Source organism: Cytobacillus pseudoceanisediminis, from assembly GCF_023516215.1.
GTDB lineage: Bacteria > Bacillota > Bacilli > Bacillales > Cytobacillaceae > Cytobacillus > Cytobacillus pseudoceanisediminis.
Genome location: NZ_CP097349.1, coordinates 2050118 through 2066606, shown reverse-complemented (window position 1 = coordinate 2066606; position 16489 = coordinate 2050118). Strand labels below are relative to the sequence as shown.

Annotated in this window: 25 protein-coding genes and 1 tRNA gene; 25 read left to right on the top strand and 1 reads right to left on the bottom strand. The window is 35.2% G+C overall.

Going from position 1 to position 16489, the window contains the following annotated elements; all coding sequences use genetic code 11:
• Positions 1–7 precede the first annotated feature (7 nt).
• The 5 genes from tkt (at position 8) to M5V91_RS11080 (ending at position 4327) form a co-directional block, all read left to right on the top strand.
• Entirely contained in the window at positions 8–2014 is a 2007-nt protein-coding gene (gene tkt, locus M5V91_RS11100; protein ID WP_071156563.1) for a transketolase, read from the top strand.
• Positions 2015–2290: 276 nt separating this feature from the next.
• A complete protein-coding gene (sirA, locus tag M5V91_RS11095; protein WP_009330560.1) occupies positions 2291–2728 on the top strand; it encodes a sporulation inhibitor of replication protein SirA in 438 nt (145 codons plus the stop codon).
• Positions 2729–2814: 86 nt separating this feature from the next.
• On the top strand, positions 2815–3030 hold the full coding sequence (locus tag M5V91_RS11090) for a YneF family protein (protein WP_009330559.1): 216 nt from the start codon (positions 2815–2817) through the stop codon (positions 3028–3030).
• A 194-nt stretch (positions 3031–3224) separates the two neighbouring features.
• A complete protein-coding gene (locus tag M5V91_RS11085) occupies positions 3225–4148 on the top strand; it encodes a tyrosine-type recombinase/integrase (RefSeq protein WP_251175381.1) in 924 nt (307 codons plus the stop codon).
• Positions 4149–4153: 5 nt separating this feature from the next.
• Positions 4154–4327, top strand: a complete 174-nt coding sequence (locus tag M5V91_RS11080) for a hypothetical protein (RefSeq protein WP_284522125.1) — start codon at positions 4154–4156, stop codon at positions 4325–4327.
• Positions 4328–5003: 676 nt separating this feature from the next.
• On the opposite strand, the gene M5V91_RS11075 is transcribed toward M5V91_RS11080, so the two are convergent.
• A complete protein-coding gene (locus M5V91_RS11075; RefSeq protein WP_251175383.1) occupies positions 5004–5261 on the bottom strand; it encodes a helix-turn-helix domain-containing protein in 258 nt (85 codons plus the stop codon).
• A 287-nt stretch (positions 5262–5548) separates the two neighbouring features.
• Between M5V91_RS11075 and M5V91_RS11070 the strand changes: the two genes are divergently transcribed.
• From M5V91_RS11070 to M5V91_RS10975, 20 genes are all read left to right on the top strand, one after another.
• Positions 5549–5791 carry a hypothetical protein gene (locus tag M5V91_RS11070; protein WP_251175384.1) on the top strand — a complete coding sequence of 81 codons (243 nt, stop codon included), beginning with the start codon at positions 5549–5551 and terminating at the stop codon, positions 5789–5791.
• A 27-nt stretch (positions 5792–5818) separates the two neighbouring features.
• On the top strand, positions 5819–6070 hold the full coding sequence (locus M5V91_RS11065; protein ID WP_251175385.1) for a hypothetical protein: 252 nt from the start codon (positions 5819–5821) through the stop codon (positions 6068–6070).
• A 10-nt stretch (positions 6071–6080) separates the two neighbouring features.
• Entirely contained in the window at positions 6081–6404 is a 324-nt protein-coding gene (locus tag M5V91_RS11060; protein ID WP_251175386.1) for a hypothetical protein, read from the top strand.
• Positions 6405–6983: 579 nt separating this feature from the next.
• The gene (locus M5V91_RS11055; RefSeq protein ID WP_251175387.1) at positions 6984–7166 is read left to right on the top strand and encodes a hypothetical protein; all 183 of its coding nucleotides are present in this window, start codon (positions 6984–6986) and stop codon (positions 7164–7166) included.
• A gap of 43 nt (positions 7167–7209) precedes the next feature.
• The gene (locus M5V91_RS11050) at positions 7210–7359 is read left to right on the top strand and encodes a hypothetical protein (protein ID WP_251175388.1); all 150 of its coding nucleotides are present in this window, start codon (positions 7210–7212) and stop codon (positions 7357–7359) included.
• Positions 7360–7688: 329 nt separating this feature from the next.
• On the top strand, positions 7689–8252 hold the full coding sequence (locus M5V91_RS11045) for a hypothetical protein (protein WP_251175389.1): 564 nt from the start codon (positions 7689–7691) through the stop codon (positions 8250–8252).
• Positions 8253–8333: 81 nt separating this feature from the next.
• Positions 8334–9464 (top strand): hypothetical protein, encoded by a 1131-nt coding sequence (locus tag M5V91_RS11040; RefSeq protein WP_284522124.1) that lies wholly within the window; start codon positions 8334–8336, stop codon positions 9462–9464.
• Positions 9377–11023, top strand: coding sequence for a hypothetical protein (locus M5V91_RS11035; protein ID WP_284522123.1), 1647 nt, complete (start codon positions 9377–9379; stop codon positions 11021–11023). The genes M5V91_RS11040 and M5V91_RS11035 overlap by 88 nt, the downstream gene beginning before the upstream one ends.
• Positions 11024–11413: 390 nt before the next feature.
• The gene (locus M5V91_RS11030; RefSeq protein ID WP_251175391.1) at positions 11414–11587 is read left to right on the top strand and encodes a helix-turn-helix domain-containing protein; all 174 of its coding nucleotides are present in this window, start codon (positions 11414–11416) and stop codon (positions 11585–11587) included.
• 187 nt (positions 11588–11774) lie between these two features.
• A complete protein-coding gene (locus M5V91_RS11025) occupies positions 11775–12260 on the top strand; it encodes a YomW family phage-derived protein (RefSeq protein ID WP_500797326.1) in 486 nt (161 codons plus the stop codon).
• Positions 12257–12514 (top strand): hypothetical protein, encoded by a 258-nt coding sequence (locus M5V91_RS11020; protein ID WP_284522122.1) that lies wholly within the window; start codon positions 12257–12259, stop codon positions 12512–12514. The genes M5V91_RS11025 and M5V91_RS11020 overlap by 4 nt, the downstream gene beginning before the upstream one ends.
• Entirely contained in the window at positions 12496–12999 is a 504-nt protein-coding gene (locus tag M5V91_RS11015; protein WP_284522121.1) for a hypothetical protein, read from the top strand. Before M5V91_RS11020 ends, M5V91_RS11015 begins: the two co-directional genes overlap by 19 nt.
• An 18-nt stretch (positions 13000–13017) precedes the next feature.
• Positions 13018–13776, top strand: a complete 759-nt coding sequence (locus tag M5V91_RS11010; RefSeq protein WP_251175394.1) for a YomU family phage tail tube protein — start codon at positions 13018–13020, stop codon at positions 13774–13776.
• A 61-nt stretch (positions 13777–13837) separates the two neighbouring features.
• Positions 13838–14347: a YomO family phage-derived protein gene (locus tag M5V91_RS11005; RefSeq protein WP_284522120.1), complete on the top strand. Its 510-nt coding sequence runs from the start codon at positions 13838–13840 to the stop codon at positions 14345–14347.
• Positions 14307–14885 carry a hypothetical protein gene (locus M5V91_RS11000; RefSeq protein ID WP_251175396.1) on the top strand — a complete coding sequence of 193 codons (579 nt, stop codon included), beginning with the start codon at positions 14307–14309 and terminating at the stop codon, positions 14883–14885. Before M5V91_RS11005 ends, M5V91_RS11000 begins: the two co-directional genes overlap by 41 nt.
• A gap of 14 nt (positions 14886–14899) precedes the next feature.
• Positions 14900–15082 (top strand): hypothetical protein, encoded by a 183-nt coding sequence (locus M5V91_RS10995; protein ID WP_251175397.1) that lies wholly within the window; start codon positions 14900–14902, stop codon positions 15080–15082.
• A gap of 6 nt (positions 15083–15088) precedes the next feature.
• Positions 15089–15164 (top strand) — tRNA-OTHER (locus tag M5V91_RS10990).
• 46 nt (positions 15165–15210) lie between these two features.
• A complete protein-coding gene (locus tag M5V91_RS10985) occupies positions 15211–15411 on the top strand; it encodes a hypothetical protein (protein WP_251175398.1) in 201 nt (66 codons plus the stop codon).
• Positions 15412–15909: a hypothetical protein gene (locus tag M5V91_RS10980; RefSeq protein WP_251175399.1), complete on the top strand. Its 498-nt coding sequence runs from the start codon at positions 15412–15414 to the stop codon at positions 15907–15909.
• Between the two features lie 57 nt (positions 15910–15966).
• Positions 15967–16314, top strand: a complete 348-nt coding sequence (locus tag M5V91_RS10975; protein WP_251175400.1) for a hypothetical protein — start codon at positions 15967–15969, stop codon at positions 16312–16314.
• Positions 16315–16489: the final 175 nt, after the last annotated feature.

Genomic DNA, 16489 nt, shown 5'->3' with positions numbered 1-16489 from the left:
GTATTGAATGTTTAATCACACAGATGAACTATCCATCAGTTCCATTCGTACTTTATCAATCGACGCCATTGAAAAGGCGAATTCCGGCCATCCGGGGATGCCGATGGGTGCAGCGCCAATGGCTTATACGCTTTGGACACGCTTCATGAACCATAACCCGAAAAATCCTGAATGGTTCAACCGTGACCGTTTCGTCCTTTCTGCTGGACATGGCTCCATGCTTTTATACAGCCTTCTTCATCTTTCTGGCTATGATGTTTCCATGAATGACATTAAAGAGTTCAGACAGTGGGGAAGCAAGACGCCAGGTCACCCTGAATATGGCCATACTCCAGGTGTTGACGCAACAACAGGCCCATTAGGTCAAGGTATTGCAATGGCTGTTGGTATGGCAATGGCTGAACGCCACCTGGCTGCAACATACAACAAAGACAACTTCAATGTTGTTGACCACTATACATACAGCATCTGCGGTGACGGAGACCTTATGGAAGGCGTTTCGGCTGAAGCTGCTTCCCTTGCTGGCCACTTAAAGCTTGGAAGACTGGTTGTTCTATATGATTCAAATGATATCTCACTTGATGGTGACCTTGATAAGTCTTTCTCTGAAAGTGTTGAACAGCGATTCAAGTCATACGGCTGGCAGTATATCCGCGTAGAAGACGGCAATGATCTTCACGAAATTGCAAAAGCAATTGAGGAAGCGAAGCAGGATGAAAACCGACCAACAATGATTGAGGTTAAAACAGTCATTGGCTACGGTTCTCCAAACAAATCAGGTAAATCTGATGTTCACGGCGCTCCACTGGGTGCTGATGAATTGAAATTAACGAAAGAAGCCTATAAGTGGACTTTCGAAGAAGATTTCCATGTTCCTCAGGAAGTATATGATCACTTCAAGCAGCAGGTTGTAGAAAGCGGCTCTAAGAAGCAGCAGGAATGGGAAGACCTTTTTGCACAGTATAAAGAAGCGCATCCTGAGTTAGGAAAACAGCTGGAGCAGGCAATCAATGGCGAGCTTTCAGAAGGCTGGGATAAAGACATCCCTGTTTATGAAGAAGGAAAGAGCCTTGCAAGCCGTGCTTCTTCCGGAGAAGTGCTAAATGCAATCGCACAAAACCTGCCTTCCTTCTTTGGCGGTTCTGCAGACCTTGCAGGCTCCAACAAAACAATGATTAAAGGTACAGGCGACTTTACAGCTGAGTCATTTGACGGCCGCAACATCTGGTTTGGTGTACGTGAATTTGCAATGGGTGCTGCACTTAATGGTATGGCCCTTCACGGCGGATTAAAAGTATTCGGCGGAACATTCTTCGTGTTCTCTGATTACTTGCGCCCGGCAATCCGTCTGGCTGCACTTATGAACCTGCCTGTTACGTATGTATTCACACATGACAGTATCGCTGTAGGTGAAGACGGACCTACACATGAGCCTGTAGAACAGCTTGCTGCATTGCGTGCAATGCCAAACCTATCTGTTGTCCGCCCTGCTGACGGAAATGAAACAGCAGCTGCATGGAAAACAGCAATTGAATCAACAAACAAGCCAACTGCATTAGTATTGACCCGTCAAAACCTTCCTACATTAAAAGGAACGGATTCAGCGGCATACGAAGGCGTACAAAAAGGTGCTTATGTTGTTTCACCAGCTTCCAACAGCAACGCGGATGTATTATTGCTTGCTGCAGGATCTGAGGTTAGCCTGGCTGTTGAAGCACAAAAAGCGCTTGAAGGCGAAGGCATCCATGCATCTGTAGTGAGCATGCCTGCTTGGGACCGCTTCGAAGCTCAATCAAAAGAGTACAAAGAAAGCGTAATTCCTAAGACAGTCAAGAAGCGTCTTGCCATTGAAATGGGATCTTCACTTGGATGGCACCGCTATGCAGGAGACGAAGGCGATGTTCTTGCAATCGATACCTTCGGCGCATCTGCACCAGGTGAGAAGATCATGGAAGAATACGGATTCACAGTTGAAAACGTTGTGGCACGCGTAAAAGCATTGCTGCAGGGATAATATTTACCGGAAAGGGAGAGCTGAGAGGCTCTTCCTTTTTTGTGAGATAGGTTTATATTTAAAAAAACAGGATTATATTTCAGTAAAAGCGGGAAAATGACGAAGTAAATATTTTGAGCAGCTATTATAGCAGTTCTCCCAGCAAGAATCCTCATAATCAACTGAATTCTTCGTTTTCGACAAAATTAGTGAAAGTTTTTAACATCTTCAGACACATTCCTTATTTTTGGTTGCTTATAATTGAAAGAAATGGATTGTCCCGGAAGGAGGGGCCAGATGAGAGCTTATCAATTGTATTTAATAGAAGATGAATTTGCGGCCCATTATTTTGGCAGAGAGCGGATGTTTTTTCAGTTGTTTGAAGAGTATGAGCATTCGTCAGGTGAAATGAAGTCTATTCTATCGAAGCAAATTGATTTTGTGACTAAGCCAATCCCGGGTTTGAAAGTGCATCAATACATCCATCAGCAGCTGCAGCGAAAAAAGGACTTTATAATAGAAAAAAGTGCATACTATATAGAGATGAGCAAAAGAAGCAGGGCGAAGCTTGAAGTATTTGAACGGAGCCTGGTTTTAGAAGCGGCCGGCAGCTATGAGGCAGAGACGGTATTTTTCGAAGTACTGCGAAAAAGCGAGTCCTCCTTCCTGGCTGTTGACCTCAAGCATAAGCGCTATGGGTGGCTAAAACCGATAAAAGAGAGAAAATTCGTCTAAAATATGAGAAATAATGAAGCAAATATTGTATAATAACCTTTGGTCTAGTACACTGTATGATAGACAACATGAAGGAGGAAGTTAGTATGGGTATGTACATTCTAGTTGGTGTACTGGCGCTTCTTGCCGGTGTAGCACTAGGATTTTTCATTGCTCGAAAATATATGATGAGCTACCTGGAGAAAAATCCGCCAATTAATGAACAAATGCTTAAAATGATGATGATGCAAATGGGCATGAAGCCATCTCAGAAGAAGATCAACCAAATGATGAATGCCATGAACAAGCAGACTGGCAAGTAATCAGGGACACAAACCTTGATATAAAAGGGTTTCTAAAGGATTAAAAGTGATTTCGATTTATAAAATTCACAAACTTTAAGTGTGAAATGGTGAATCTTTCATCATAATTTATTATCGAATTGCTTTATCCTTCATCATTTTACAACTAACCACTTTTTTCTGTTGAGAGATTCAACGGAGAGAGGTGGTTTTTTGTGTTTTTAGAGGATGTTTTAAAGGAGTATATCTATCACTGTATGGCAAAGGGGTATCCACCAAAGACGATGAAAAATAAGCGTCAGGAACTGAAGCAACTCAAGGAATATTTAGTGGAGAGAAGAGGGATTAATGAACTCGAAAGTGTTACTCCATTTGATTTGAAGGCTTATGTTCGATTTAAGCAGCAGGCGGGATTGCAGCCTCAGAGTATCGTTTCAATGTTCAAGATGATAAAAGCATTCTTTTCCTGGTGCGAAAAAGAAGGGTACTTAAAAGAGAATATAGCTAAAAGAGTTGAGACTCCAAAGGTTCCGAAAAAGGTTCTGAAAGGATTTAATGCGAGTGATATTCAGGCAATGATAGATGCTTTTACTTTTAAAAATTATATAGAAGCAAGGAATAAGGCGATTATTGCAATGCTCGCAGATTGTGGACTTCGTGCAATGGAATTAAGAGGTTTGTTAAATGTAAATGTTAAGGAAACCTCAATATTAGTTAATGGTAAAGGCAATAAGGAGAGATTAATTTTTGTCAGTCCAGCGCTAAAACGGATCCTAATTAAGTATGAGCGAGTAAAGACACAACACTTTAAAGATAAGATTACAACAGATCACTACTTTTTATCCTATAAAGGTACCGAGTTATCACACGTTGGTTTGGACAACGTGATTAAATTAGCTGGAAATAAGGCAGGGGTTGAAGGGAAAAGGATATCTCCTCATAGTTTCCGTCACTTCTTTGCCACACAATTTTTATTAAATGCCAACTTTCATGGGAATGTAGATATCTACACATTGAGTAAACTACTTGGACATTCCGAAATCAGTACTACCCAGCGATATTTATCAACATTAGAGGACTTCGAACTTATAAAAAAAGCAATGCCCTCAAGTCCATTAATGAACATGAACAGGAGATAATTACAATGAATCCAGACAACTTAGACAATATTGATGAAGCAGAATTAGAGGATATATTAACAGAAATTAGACAGTTATGTTACACCATCAAGCATAATCCTAACTTCAGATTCACAGATGACCAACGCGAAATGAGCAATTGGATAGATCAAATAATAAGGGAGAGAAACCTAATTTAGATTTTTATAAGAAGAATTTTTAAGGTAACAAATAGTAAACAAAAAATAAGACCCGAGTTGCAGCTCGGATCTCGACGATTATCAATCCCATAAACAAACATATGGAACTATCCTTAAAATTGAATATGGAATTTCCCTGTCTTCATTTTACGAAAAAAATTCGTATGTGCAAGGCTTAGTTTCTTATTGTCTTTTTTAGGGTTATTCCGAATGTGGTTGCCCATTAACACATTCTCAAATAAAACTGGTCAGGTTATGTCTTAACCGATGCAATAATTAAGACTAGGCAGGTTAATCAGTTTCCTATTACTGAACCTGCTGAAAGGAGAAAGCTGCCATTAAGTGCTGATCGAAGGAAGGGTAGAGCGTTTACGGACGCTGTAGGACAAGCCACAGAGGATTTAAGTTAATCCAAACTGTTAGGGCTACTTGTTACAGTAGGCTTGTTTAGAGGGAACTCTAGCGATTGATAGGGCATTACAATACGGATACCTAGCTTGATATACCATCAAGTATTGATGAATCGTCTGCTACTTGCTAACGATTCTTTTTTTATTGTTTCGTTAGTAGGTAGCCGATTTTTCACCCAAGCCGTTTCCTAACTTTTCAACCCATCAAGCCAAAGATCAAAAACAAAATCAAGTGAAAACTTCATAAATAAGCAAAAAAAGACAGCCTATTTGCTGTCCTGGTCATTATTATTTACTTCTTCAAGAGTTAATAAGTCTGATATCTCAATTTCAAGCACTTCACATACTCGACCTATTGTATCCCTTTGATATTGTCTTGTGTTGTCATTATAAAGTCTTCTTAATGTTTCAAACTTAATACCATTTTCACCGTTTTCATCTTTTGTCATTTCAGCAAGTTTTCGAATAGAGATATTTCTTTGATCAAGTATCTTTTTTAATTCTGATTTTGCTCGTTTAACCAAATTATTGTTCCTCCGATTTTAAATTGTATAGGTGTAGTATATCAAAAATTGACTACTTAATGTAGTAAAAAAACTGAAAATAACTACAAAATGTTGTTGACAACAAATATTAGTCGTAATATAATCGAATTATCAAATAGACAACAAACCGTTGTCAAAGAGGAGTGTTTAAATGTTCGTTGGAATGCTGATATATAGTCTGTTCACGTTTTTTGTCGGATTATTTTTAGGACTGGATCGTTCAGGTCAGCTAAAAAACTAAATATTACATAATTGGGGGAGTTAAAATGAAATTCTTAAATGGATCAATTACTTTAAATGTCTCTGCTCTAATAAGTGGAATGTCTTCAGTAGATATAAAGACTAAGCTTCATCCTCAAACTCTTATCGGCGGCAACCTCAAACTAGTTTTGGCAGATGGTCAGGAAATTACTTTAGATGTAGATGAATATGAAAATGTACAGCTTGATACCTTGTGCCCAGAAACAGGCTTACCAATTCTCAGTGACGATATAGATTACACTTTGTAATTCAACAGATTCTTAGGAGGTAAAATAATGTATTCAAAAGATGCAACAAATCATAATTACAGCGATTCCCCATTAAAGTTAATGAGAAAATATATTCTTGCAGTAGACTTCATCCTTCAGGGGGATCTTGAAGACCATTATTTGAACTACTTAAGTAATCTAGATGAAAAAGAATATGCAGGCTTTGAGGAAGAAATCCAAGAGTTAATCCAGGAATTCCAAATAACTGAAGATCAAATATCATTCGCAGCAGAAAATTTTATAAAGATACCTTGCTAGGGGGATTGGCATGAATCAAGTTGTAGTACAAGAAACATCACATATAATGCCATTTAACCCGTATTTAAAGGATATTGAAGCACTAATAGATGAATGTGTCAGCATAAACAAAGACATGCTTATTTTCTCTATAAAGCAGTCTCAGGGATATTCAGCTGAATACATTTTAGAGACTTTTGTATATAAGATATTGGCAGGCTTGTATCAGGACAAAACATCAGAACAATTACTGGAACTAATTTCAGGTGGAGGGATTTTCGAAGTAAAAGAGTTGATGATGAAGAAATTGCAATCAAATCCAGATATTTTAAGCTGTATACCAAAACGAGCATAAATAAAAAATTTCCAATTATGAAAGTATTAGCTGTGGAGGCTTAGGATATTTTCATAATTGGAAATCTTATTAATATTGTTAGTGTTCTATGGACGCTATTATACATAGTCAATAATGAAAATACAAGGAATTTATTTACAAATATTTATCCAAAAAGTATTGTCTAAAATTAAATAATTCAATACAATTAAGTATGAACATCTGAATAAATGACTAATAACCCTTCTTGTTTACTCTTCTGAGTAAGGAGGGCTGGCTTTTTATTCTCTTGTTTCTGATGCTCTACTGATCTTTGAAAAGTTTATATCTTTTCCTATTAACAACATTATAAGGCTGAATATTTCCAAAGTCAACACTTAATCACACTTAATTGCTTATATAAGTACGATTATACCCGTAATTCAACCAAAAGAAAGATCCGACCACTACTAAGGTGATCGGACTGAATATATCTATAGGGGGTCTAGATTTTAAAGCTTATTCTGCATTTTGGCTAACTTTAGTTTAACAAATAATTGTTATAGGAATGTTTCATGAAGAATACAGAATGATTAAGTTGGGAAAGGAGGTGGATCAAAAATGAATTTATCACGTAGCGACTTTTTCTATTGCTATAACAAACATGTGTCTGATTATCTCACAGAGCATGGAATACCATTCATCCATATTGGGATGGAGCCGAAGAGTCAACGTTTATACAGCCTATATTACATAAATGATCAATTGCAAACAGTTTTGAATCAATACAAAATAAGCAAATAACATAATCCAAATAAAATCAAATTAAACAATCGGAGGTTATTAAATGGAAGAAGATTTAAAGACATTACTTCAGTACAGAGAAAAAGAATCAAAGGTTTTTATGCCGAATGAAATATTTAATGATATCAAGAAACCATTCATCCAAATGGCAGCAAATAAAAAAATGAGCAATCTAATAATTTTATTAAAGTAGAAACTGTTAAGGGAATTAGGAAAAAGAGAGGACGAAATAAGGATGCAATATCAAAACATATTGCATTTGCGTATTCCTATTATTACTTAATCTCATGGTTATACAGAAATGCAAAATATGGAGAAATAAACATAACAATAGAGGACATAAAGAAAGTCTTAACATATGCAAGAAAAAGTCAGGAAGTTGACTACATAATAAAGAAAAACGGAATACTTGATGAAATTGGCTATACTGAAACAACTAATGATTATCCGATTACTTGGGAATTTAAAGATTCAGAACTTGAATTCACTTTTTTTAGCGATATGGATAAAGAGATTCAAAAGATGTTGCTTCAGCAGAAGGGGAGAAACTTCAAAATAAAGATACCTTTAAAACATTTATACAGAGATTCAGAGTCTTATGAGGAAGGGATATTAGATGGCATATTTTATGAACCGCATAATTTTCACGTAATCCCATTTGAGATTTTCTTATTCTGCATGGGTAAGAAAGAGGTTGGAGTTAGAGGTTTTTACCTATATTGCTACTTAGAAAGAATGAATAAATATTACGGTGAAGGATATGATGTTTCAATTGAAAATTTGTCTAAGGAAATAGCAATACCTATAAGCACTCTTGAGAAAGACATTGAGGCAATTAGATGTTATAGGATGGTAAATTGCATACATAATCAAGATTACTTTGTTCCTGGACTTGAAGATGGTGAAAGAAAAGCCAACACATACATAACTAATGAGTACTTTGCGTTTTCAGATATTAAATTACCTATTAAAAAGATGCAGAGAATGAATCTTAATGATTACCGAATAATGAAGCAAGCAACTGAAGAATCTCCTAATGTGCAGCAAATTGATGATATGATGTGGGGATTATCCTCAAATATGTGAATAATTAAACTAAGGCAACAAGAAGAGTATTTTAAAACTTTTACATCTAACCAACATCCCAAAAAAGAATTATCGAACTCTTTGATTAACGTTAAATTCAATACAAAGGTTAGAAGTGGTAAATCCATTCTCAAAGAAATTCTTCCTGACAGGATTAAAAATAGGGAAGATAAGATAAATGAAATTCAAAATGAAATAAATGAACTAAACATTAAAGTTCGAGAGAATCCAGAAAGCAAGAAGATGAAATTAGATCTCGAACGGTTACACAAGCGATTAGATAAAAGAAGAAAAAGTTTGGAATATAATCTGTCTCTAAAAGAAAGAATTGAAATCGAATCTGAGTCTACAGATAAAAAAGTAAAAGAGGTTTGGAGAGAAAAATCAAGCAAGAGCCTTCGGGAGTTATTATATCTAAATGGATTTTTCGTTGAAATAAAGAATCCCGAGACTGGTCAAAGCGATAAAATTAAATACGAATTTTATAAACGCTCAAGCAGCAAGTCGAGAAAGGGTGAATGCTGGTTTATTCGAGAAGAATTGCATGAAATTATGAAAAACTGGTCAAGGATGGATTTACCTTTTGTTGAAAACGAAAAAGTTGATCTGCCTGGGTTGTTAGCTTATGAATCGCTGGTTACATCTAGTATAGAAGATACAGTTAAAATTGACCCCTCTTCAATCCTGATAGTTGATAAGGTATTCTCGACCTTTTATGAAACTGTAAATGTTATCAAAAAGGATAAAAAGCGAAAAATGTTAGATAGCTTTGAGGAAGGGAGACATAAAATTTCTAATAGTATTTTTGATGGCGAATGTCTGTTGCAAAGCGAATTTTTTGAAGATGGTGTGTCGATGAAATTGTTACGTCATCACATGTTCAAGGGAGCAGCGTTTGCAACTAACCTTCAATTGTTCTTCCGAGATCATTTTGGGGATGATTATGAAACCAAATACATCCCTGATATGTTTAACAATCTGATAAAAGTGACTGACATAAAAATGATCATTAATCCAACTTGTTTAAAGGCACTTAAATTTAGTCATTTGTTTGAAGGGGATAAATTAAAAAACAACGTGAAATGTATAACCATTGGAAAATTAAAGTTGAAGAAGATGGTTCTTTGTTTGGTATTTGTAAACATGAGAAGGGAACAAAAAGAGGGAAATTTGAAAATAAGCCACTACAGCAGACTTCTTACCAGATGTTGAACTCTCTTGGAGCAGATAAGGAAGTCATGAGGAAGCTTAGTGAGTTTGAAATATATTTCATAAAGGATTTGAAAAATAATGATGACAAGTTTATTGAGTACATAAAGCAGGAAGCAAATGATGTTAACTGTAACATGATGTTGGTGAATTTATACGAGATTAATAAAGACATAGTGAGAACTAAAATGTTCAGGGATTTTCGAGCAAAAACGATTAGTAATTATGTTAAACACATCAAAAAAGGAAAGCTGCGTTTAATTGGTGACTATTGTACTTTGTTAAGTTGTCCTATGGAATATTTATATAAAGCTGTTGGGGAAATTGGAAATGAAATAAATAGGCCTATGGCATTGAAGGATAATGAAGTATATACAACTCTTTTTGGTGATGAAGGATTTGGCAATGATTATGTTGCGTTTCGTAACCCGCATACATCTATGTCCAATGTCTTGATTGTTAAAAATGTAAGGAATAAAGATATCGAAACATACTTTAAGTTAACTCCAAATATTGTTGTAATTAATACAATTGGCTCTTTAATCCTTGAAATTCTTTCGGGTGCTGACATGGATTCTGACTGCATAGCTATATTCGATAACCCTGATTTAATGAAATTAGCTAAAAATTGCTATAAAAAATTTAATGTTTGTGTAAATGGGATTGATGCTGATCCAACAGAATATACATTGTCAAAAGCCCAAGCTTCTATAATCGACAATTTGCTTTCGGATGGTCAAATGAATATAGGTGAAGTTGTAAATTTAGGGCAGTTAGCGTTATCGCTTTATTTTGATGTGCTTAATAAAAATAAGAAACCCGTTAAGTTGCTCAAAAAAGTGGATGTCATGACAGTTCTTAGTGGGTGTGCGATTGATAGTGCAAAGCGTTCATATGACATTGACTTATCTGAAGAGATTGATGAAGTAAGGAGTGACTTGATCTTAAAAAAGAAAAAAGTTGAAATCGAGAACAAGAAAACAAAGAAGTTAGAAGTAAAAGAGGTTTCAGCTAAGCCGAACTTTTGGAGATACGTTACTGAAAATAAAAATACACATTATAAACATTATAACTGTCCTATGGATTTTCTATATGAAATTATGGGGGAGTTAGATAAAGCTGAGTCGAGAGAGCACTTGGATGTGTCTGAGCTATTAGTTAAGAGGGATTATAAGAAGGGGAATAGAAAACAAATTCCAAGGGCAGAGGAACTAGCAAGTGAATTACAAGATAAAATCACTAAGATCAAAAAAGAGAGGGTTAATTATAAAGTAAGCAAAGAAGAGGAATTTAATAAAATTGAAGACACAACAGAAGAATATACAACAAAATTTAACAAGTTGAAAATTAATGAGAACACAATGTACGTAATTTTATCAAAGATAAGTAAGGAGTTTGAACCTGAAGAGAAAGAGAAAGTCGTAATAAATAATCTAGGGGATGAAGAAAAACAAAGGAAAGAGGGAGGGGAAGTAAAAAAGAATAAGAGTTTAGTGAGATTGATGAACCAATTATATAAAACGCAAGAAACAATATTCTTAAATGCCTTCCTCAAACAATAAAAAATTCACACCGCGAAGAGCCTAAACCTAGTAATATCAATGGTTTGGGCTTGTTTTTGTTCTGACTATATGGTAAAGGATGAATACTGAACACGTTTAGGTGAAGTAGGTATTATTCTTTACCTCACACTTGCATATTTGCATGCGATTCCGTAATTATAGTTTATCATATGAAAAGTGGAATTTCAACAAACAAGGTAAGATTTAAACTCCCCAGTTTAATATCGGTTTCTTCCATTTTGTTGTTATATACACGGTAACAGCAATAACCAGTTTTACTAATTGGTTTCTTATTATTTCTCCTTTTTGAGCCAGTCCTCAACTGGCTACTTTTTTCGTAATAAAATATTTTATTTAATCCTAATAAAAGTAGGTGAGGGAGTGTCGTAGTTGAAAATTTCTAAATTAAGAAGAATGAGAGTATTAAATGGGATGACTCAAGAGCATTTGAGTTTGCTGCTAGGTGTCAGTCAATCTTATTTGTCTCTCCTGGAAAGAGGGCAAAAAGAAATTACCCCTGAAATAAACCATAAGATTAGAGATATCTTTAAAAATATAGATTAGCTTTTTGACGTTATCGGTCAGTTTAATATTGGTCGCCTTGTTTATCCTGCGTCAATAAATAAAAGGTTAAACGAGATAAATGTTAGCCAAACATTTATTTTTCCTCTTAAATGCATGAGCAGTCGCTTGGTATGTCAGGTGACTGTTGATCGTGCATTCATAATAAGGTGGTGAACCAAAAGTGAGTATGTTTAAAAACATTAAAGATATTGTACAAGTTCTGCGTAATGACGAAACATTGCTTCGGTTATTACATTATAGGCCTGAAGATCATTATAAAAAAATTCCTGATCCATTAGACGGATTATTAGAAGACATCTTAGTTATTGATACGGATTGGACAATAAGAGATAAGGTGTTAAAAACTGCTGCAAAAGCTGAGGAGTTAGAAGATAAGCCTTTGTGCAGAGTTTATCTTTACGCTGGAAGACGTGATAAAGATACAAATTATTTATTAGCAAACCAGCAAATAATCATAGATATTCTTTGTCATATTGATTTTGAAAAAGACTTACGCTCAATGAGAATTAGTGACCGGATTAATGAATTACTTGTACATGAAAGAATTACTGGCATTGGTAAAGTTGAATACATTCAAGGAAGTCCAATCCCAGTACCTAACAATTATGTAGGTTATAGGCATATCTATACGTTTGGAAGCATGAGGAAATGAATGAGTTAAAGCTATTAAAAGGTGATTCTCAAGAACTTAAAAATGGTTTGAGGATTTACCCTTTAACTTTAGGTGAAATAGCTGATTTAGGCGAGCAAAAATACAATCAATATTTATCTGTGATTTCTATAAATAAGGATTTATTAATAAATGCACTATCTTCTCCAGATTTTTCAAATGATGAAATAGGAGAAATAAATAATCTATCCAACCTCGAATGTATTATTTTTGGGGAATGCAAGATCCAACAATAATGGTCTCATTTACTGAATCGCTTTCAACTTTTCTTAAATCAGAAGTATTCATTTATGAAGAAGATGTAGTAATTAAAAATGATCAAGGAAGTTTTATTTTAAATTCCGTCTTATTTGAAGAAGTTAAGGCCGTTATTTTTAGACAAAATTTCTTAAAGGATTCAAAGTCCTCATCTTTTAAACCTGCTAATAGTAAGGCTAAGCAGCTTATGGATAAGCTTCAAAAGGTTAAAGCAAAGATCCAAAAACAAAATAATGAAGAACAACTTGGTTTAAAGGATATCATATCAATTGTTTCTGCTTATAGCACTGACATCAATATTTTGACTGTGTGGAATTTAACAGTTTGCCAGCTATATGAAACATATACAAGATTAATAATCTGGGATGAGTATCACAATAAATTTACACTTCTCCCTCATACTTCTGATACTAGTTCGCTTGATTTAAAGCATTGGGCGACTAATATAAATAAAACAAATTAATTTAATGGAGGTTTCAAAATGGGATTACAATTTGGTATTAAAGAAGTCTTAGATGTAAACATCGTTGACTTCAAATCTAAAAAGCCTGTTGCATTTATCGATTATGCAGAGGCAAGCTCAAATGAAGTGACAGGTGATCGTCTTGATTTAACAGGTGGTCGTGGTAATGCAAAACAAATGTCTTTTGACCACTCTAAAGCTTCAACTTTTAACTTGACTGTTCCTCTTGTTGACTTGAATTTGCTTGCACTTCTTACTGGTGAAGAACTAGGGGAAGGTGTAGGACAAATTTTCAAACGTGAAGTTCTAACTGTTGAAGATAATGCAGGGAGTTTAGAAATTAACCTATCCAAAGAGCCTCTTGCTGGTACAGTTAAAGTATATAAGCTTGAAGGATTAAGAGATATCGGTGAAGAGTTTACAATTGGCACAGTTTCAGGAAAGGTTGTTGATGTAAATACTCCTGCTGCTCCTGGTGAAGAAGTTGTAGCGTTTTATCAATATGCTGCACCTGCAACTTCTAAGCGTGTAAGTGTTAAATCCACTAAATTCCCTAAAGCTGTTGCTATCTATGGTACAGGTTTGGCACGCAACCAAGAAGATGAACAAGACTACCCTTGCCACGTTCAAGTTTTTAAAGCTCGCCCACAACAAAATATGAGCTTTACAATGTCTGGAACTGAAGCTACCAATCTAGAAATTGCATTTGATATGTATGAAGTGAAAGATGCTAACGGTGAAGGACAGTACATCGACTATATTTTCGAAACTGAATAATAAATACATATTTGAGGACTTCGCATAATGTGGAGTCCTTTTAATTTGAATAAGGAGGAAAATGATGAGTAAAGTTACAACCAAAATGCTGATTGAGGAAAATGAAATTTATGATGAGTTTATTGAAATTCCGGTTATGTACGAAGCGAAAGAATATATTATCAAGGCTTATCCGTATGTCAGCCCAGTTAAATTAACGAATATTGTAGATCAACTTTCAGCATTTTATCAAAATGCAAATCAAGAAAAAGTAAATGTTTTAGAAGAAGAAAAGTCAGATCTGTTGGCATACTTCCTTGTTAAGAATAGTACTGATGTTACTTTTACCAAATCAAAGAAAGCAAAAACAGTTTACCAGGAATTTAAGCAATTGCTTCATTCCCGAGTGTTTAAGGCAATTGTTAAAACATTTCCAGAACAAACCTTTAGAGAATTACATGAGCGCATTGCAGAAGTAAACAACCTCAGTGGACTTTTAGAGGCTTATGTTAATGCTGCTAAAAAGGTAAACGAGGAGTTTGATGGTGAAGGTGTCAAAAAACTTAAAGAAGCCAAGAAAAATAGAAAGTGAGGTGTATACCATTAATTTTTACATGATTTATAGTAATTATCCGGTTACAAAAGCTGATGATGTTTCTTTTATCTATAGCGATAAAAAAATCGGTGAGATTTACAGAATGATAGATATTGATAAATGGCAAGTCGAGCAGATATATGTTCCGAAAAATGAAGCCGCATATGTAGCATATCCTGAGTGGCTAGGTGACGTTTCTGATCTGAGTGTTATTTCTGTACCAGATGAAGTTTTTGATCATGAGGAGTGGGTTGCAAGGTATCTAAGTGGTGATAAAAGGCTCATCAGTTACATACACCGGAAAAATGAATATGGGATGTACGGTGTCTTTTTTAATGCAGAAAATCATTTTAGAGATATGGTCGATTTTTTCCGTGAAAGACCAGATTACTTAGTTAAATATTACGATTACATAAGCCGTAAAAACAAAAAGAAGGCGGATAAGTTATTTGAGCCAGATTTTTATTGCTACTGTGTTAAGCAATTGTTGAAGAGGAAAGATTGGCATGTGATTGATGTAAGGAAGATTAGCTGAAGGAGGGGAAAAGAATGGGGAACAAGGTGATTACAATTATTAGTCATAAGCAGGATTATTTGGCGTTGAAAGCCAAGGGAGTAAACCCGAAGGTAATAAAAAGAAAATGGGGCTTTAAAAAGTCAAACAATGATGACAGCAAAGGCTTCATTATTAACCTGGGCTTTACGCAAATTAGATATAAAAGCTACCAATGATACTGTCAGGACGTAGCTCAATTGGTAGAGCAACTATTGTATATCAAGGTGTATATTGTGGGTTCGAGTCCCATCGTCCTGTTAACCTAATGAAAAAATGAAACAATTAAAAATAAGGGGAGATTAAAATGAAAACAGTTATTGAAAATGGTGATCTTGTTTATTCTCATCAAAATAAAATGCAAGGGAAAGTTAAGCGTGTTCGAATACATGATAAATCTGCAGCGGTGGAATTTATCCTTTGTCAAAATAGGGATCTTCAAATTAGGACGACTCAGTTGCATATTCTAAAATTAAGCGATTTAGAGAAGGTCGAGAGGAAAAGATAAATGCCTACTTTTCAGTCGATTAAGCAAATTGAAAAATGGATTGAGACAAAACATGGTCAAAATGCAGTGATGAATGAAACAAAAATTAAGCGAATATTATCATCAGCTGCAAGACAACTTGAGAAGTATATGAAGAATGAATTAGATAAATATTTCAATTCCTATACTCCACAGGAGTATAGGAGGACTGGTAAAACTGTTGAGTCAATAAAAGTGGGAGAGCCTAGAAAACACAGCATTAATGAATGGGCAATTGAAATTTACTTTGATGAGGAGTTAGTTAATCATGATTCTGTAATGGGTGATCAGCCTAAAGGGTACACACCTTGGTTGCTTGAAGTGGGCTGGGATATTAGAGATAAAGTTGATTTTGATGCACCTATGTTCACTCATCACCCAGGAACTGAGTTTGTAAAGAAGGCTGTGAGGAAATTTAATGCAACCAATCCACATAGATTGAAAATTAGTGTAAGTCATAGCGGTGAGAGATATATCTAAGGGCTGAGATGAGGAGAAATTTATGATAAGTGAATTAAAATACTTGGTCAATAACGAATGAGAAACTTTATAAACTGTGATGTCTGTCCATCCAAGTTTAAAGTAAAGAAGTACAGTAAGCCTTTTATAGGATATGTGGATAGAGAGCCCGTCTATAAGTGGTTTTACAGGTGTCCTAACTGTGAATATGAGCATGTAGTGAGGCTGTATCACTCAAGTACAAATAAGTGGTATGACAAAATGATACTTGCCAAAGTTGGAATGCAAATGTACAGGTATACAGTGATGCAGTACCAGAAATATTTAATTGAATATGAAATTGCTAAGGAAGAACTGGATAAGGCGAATAAAGGTCTGGTGAGGAAGTTAAATTTATCGCGCCAAAATGAGGGGATAATTAATTAACTACACATAAAAAAGGGTGGATTTATATATTTATCCACCAACGCACACCAAGATTTACCTATTGTCGCATCTGGTAATTTTACCAGCACTAAGGGGAGGTCGAAGTCCCTTAGTTAATCCATTATATGCCAATTTAAGGTTGTTTATGTCCTAAATAATGTGAACCCTGCGAACT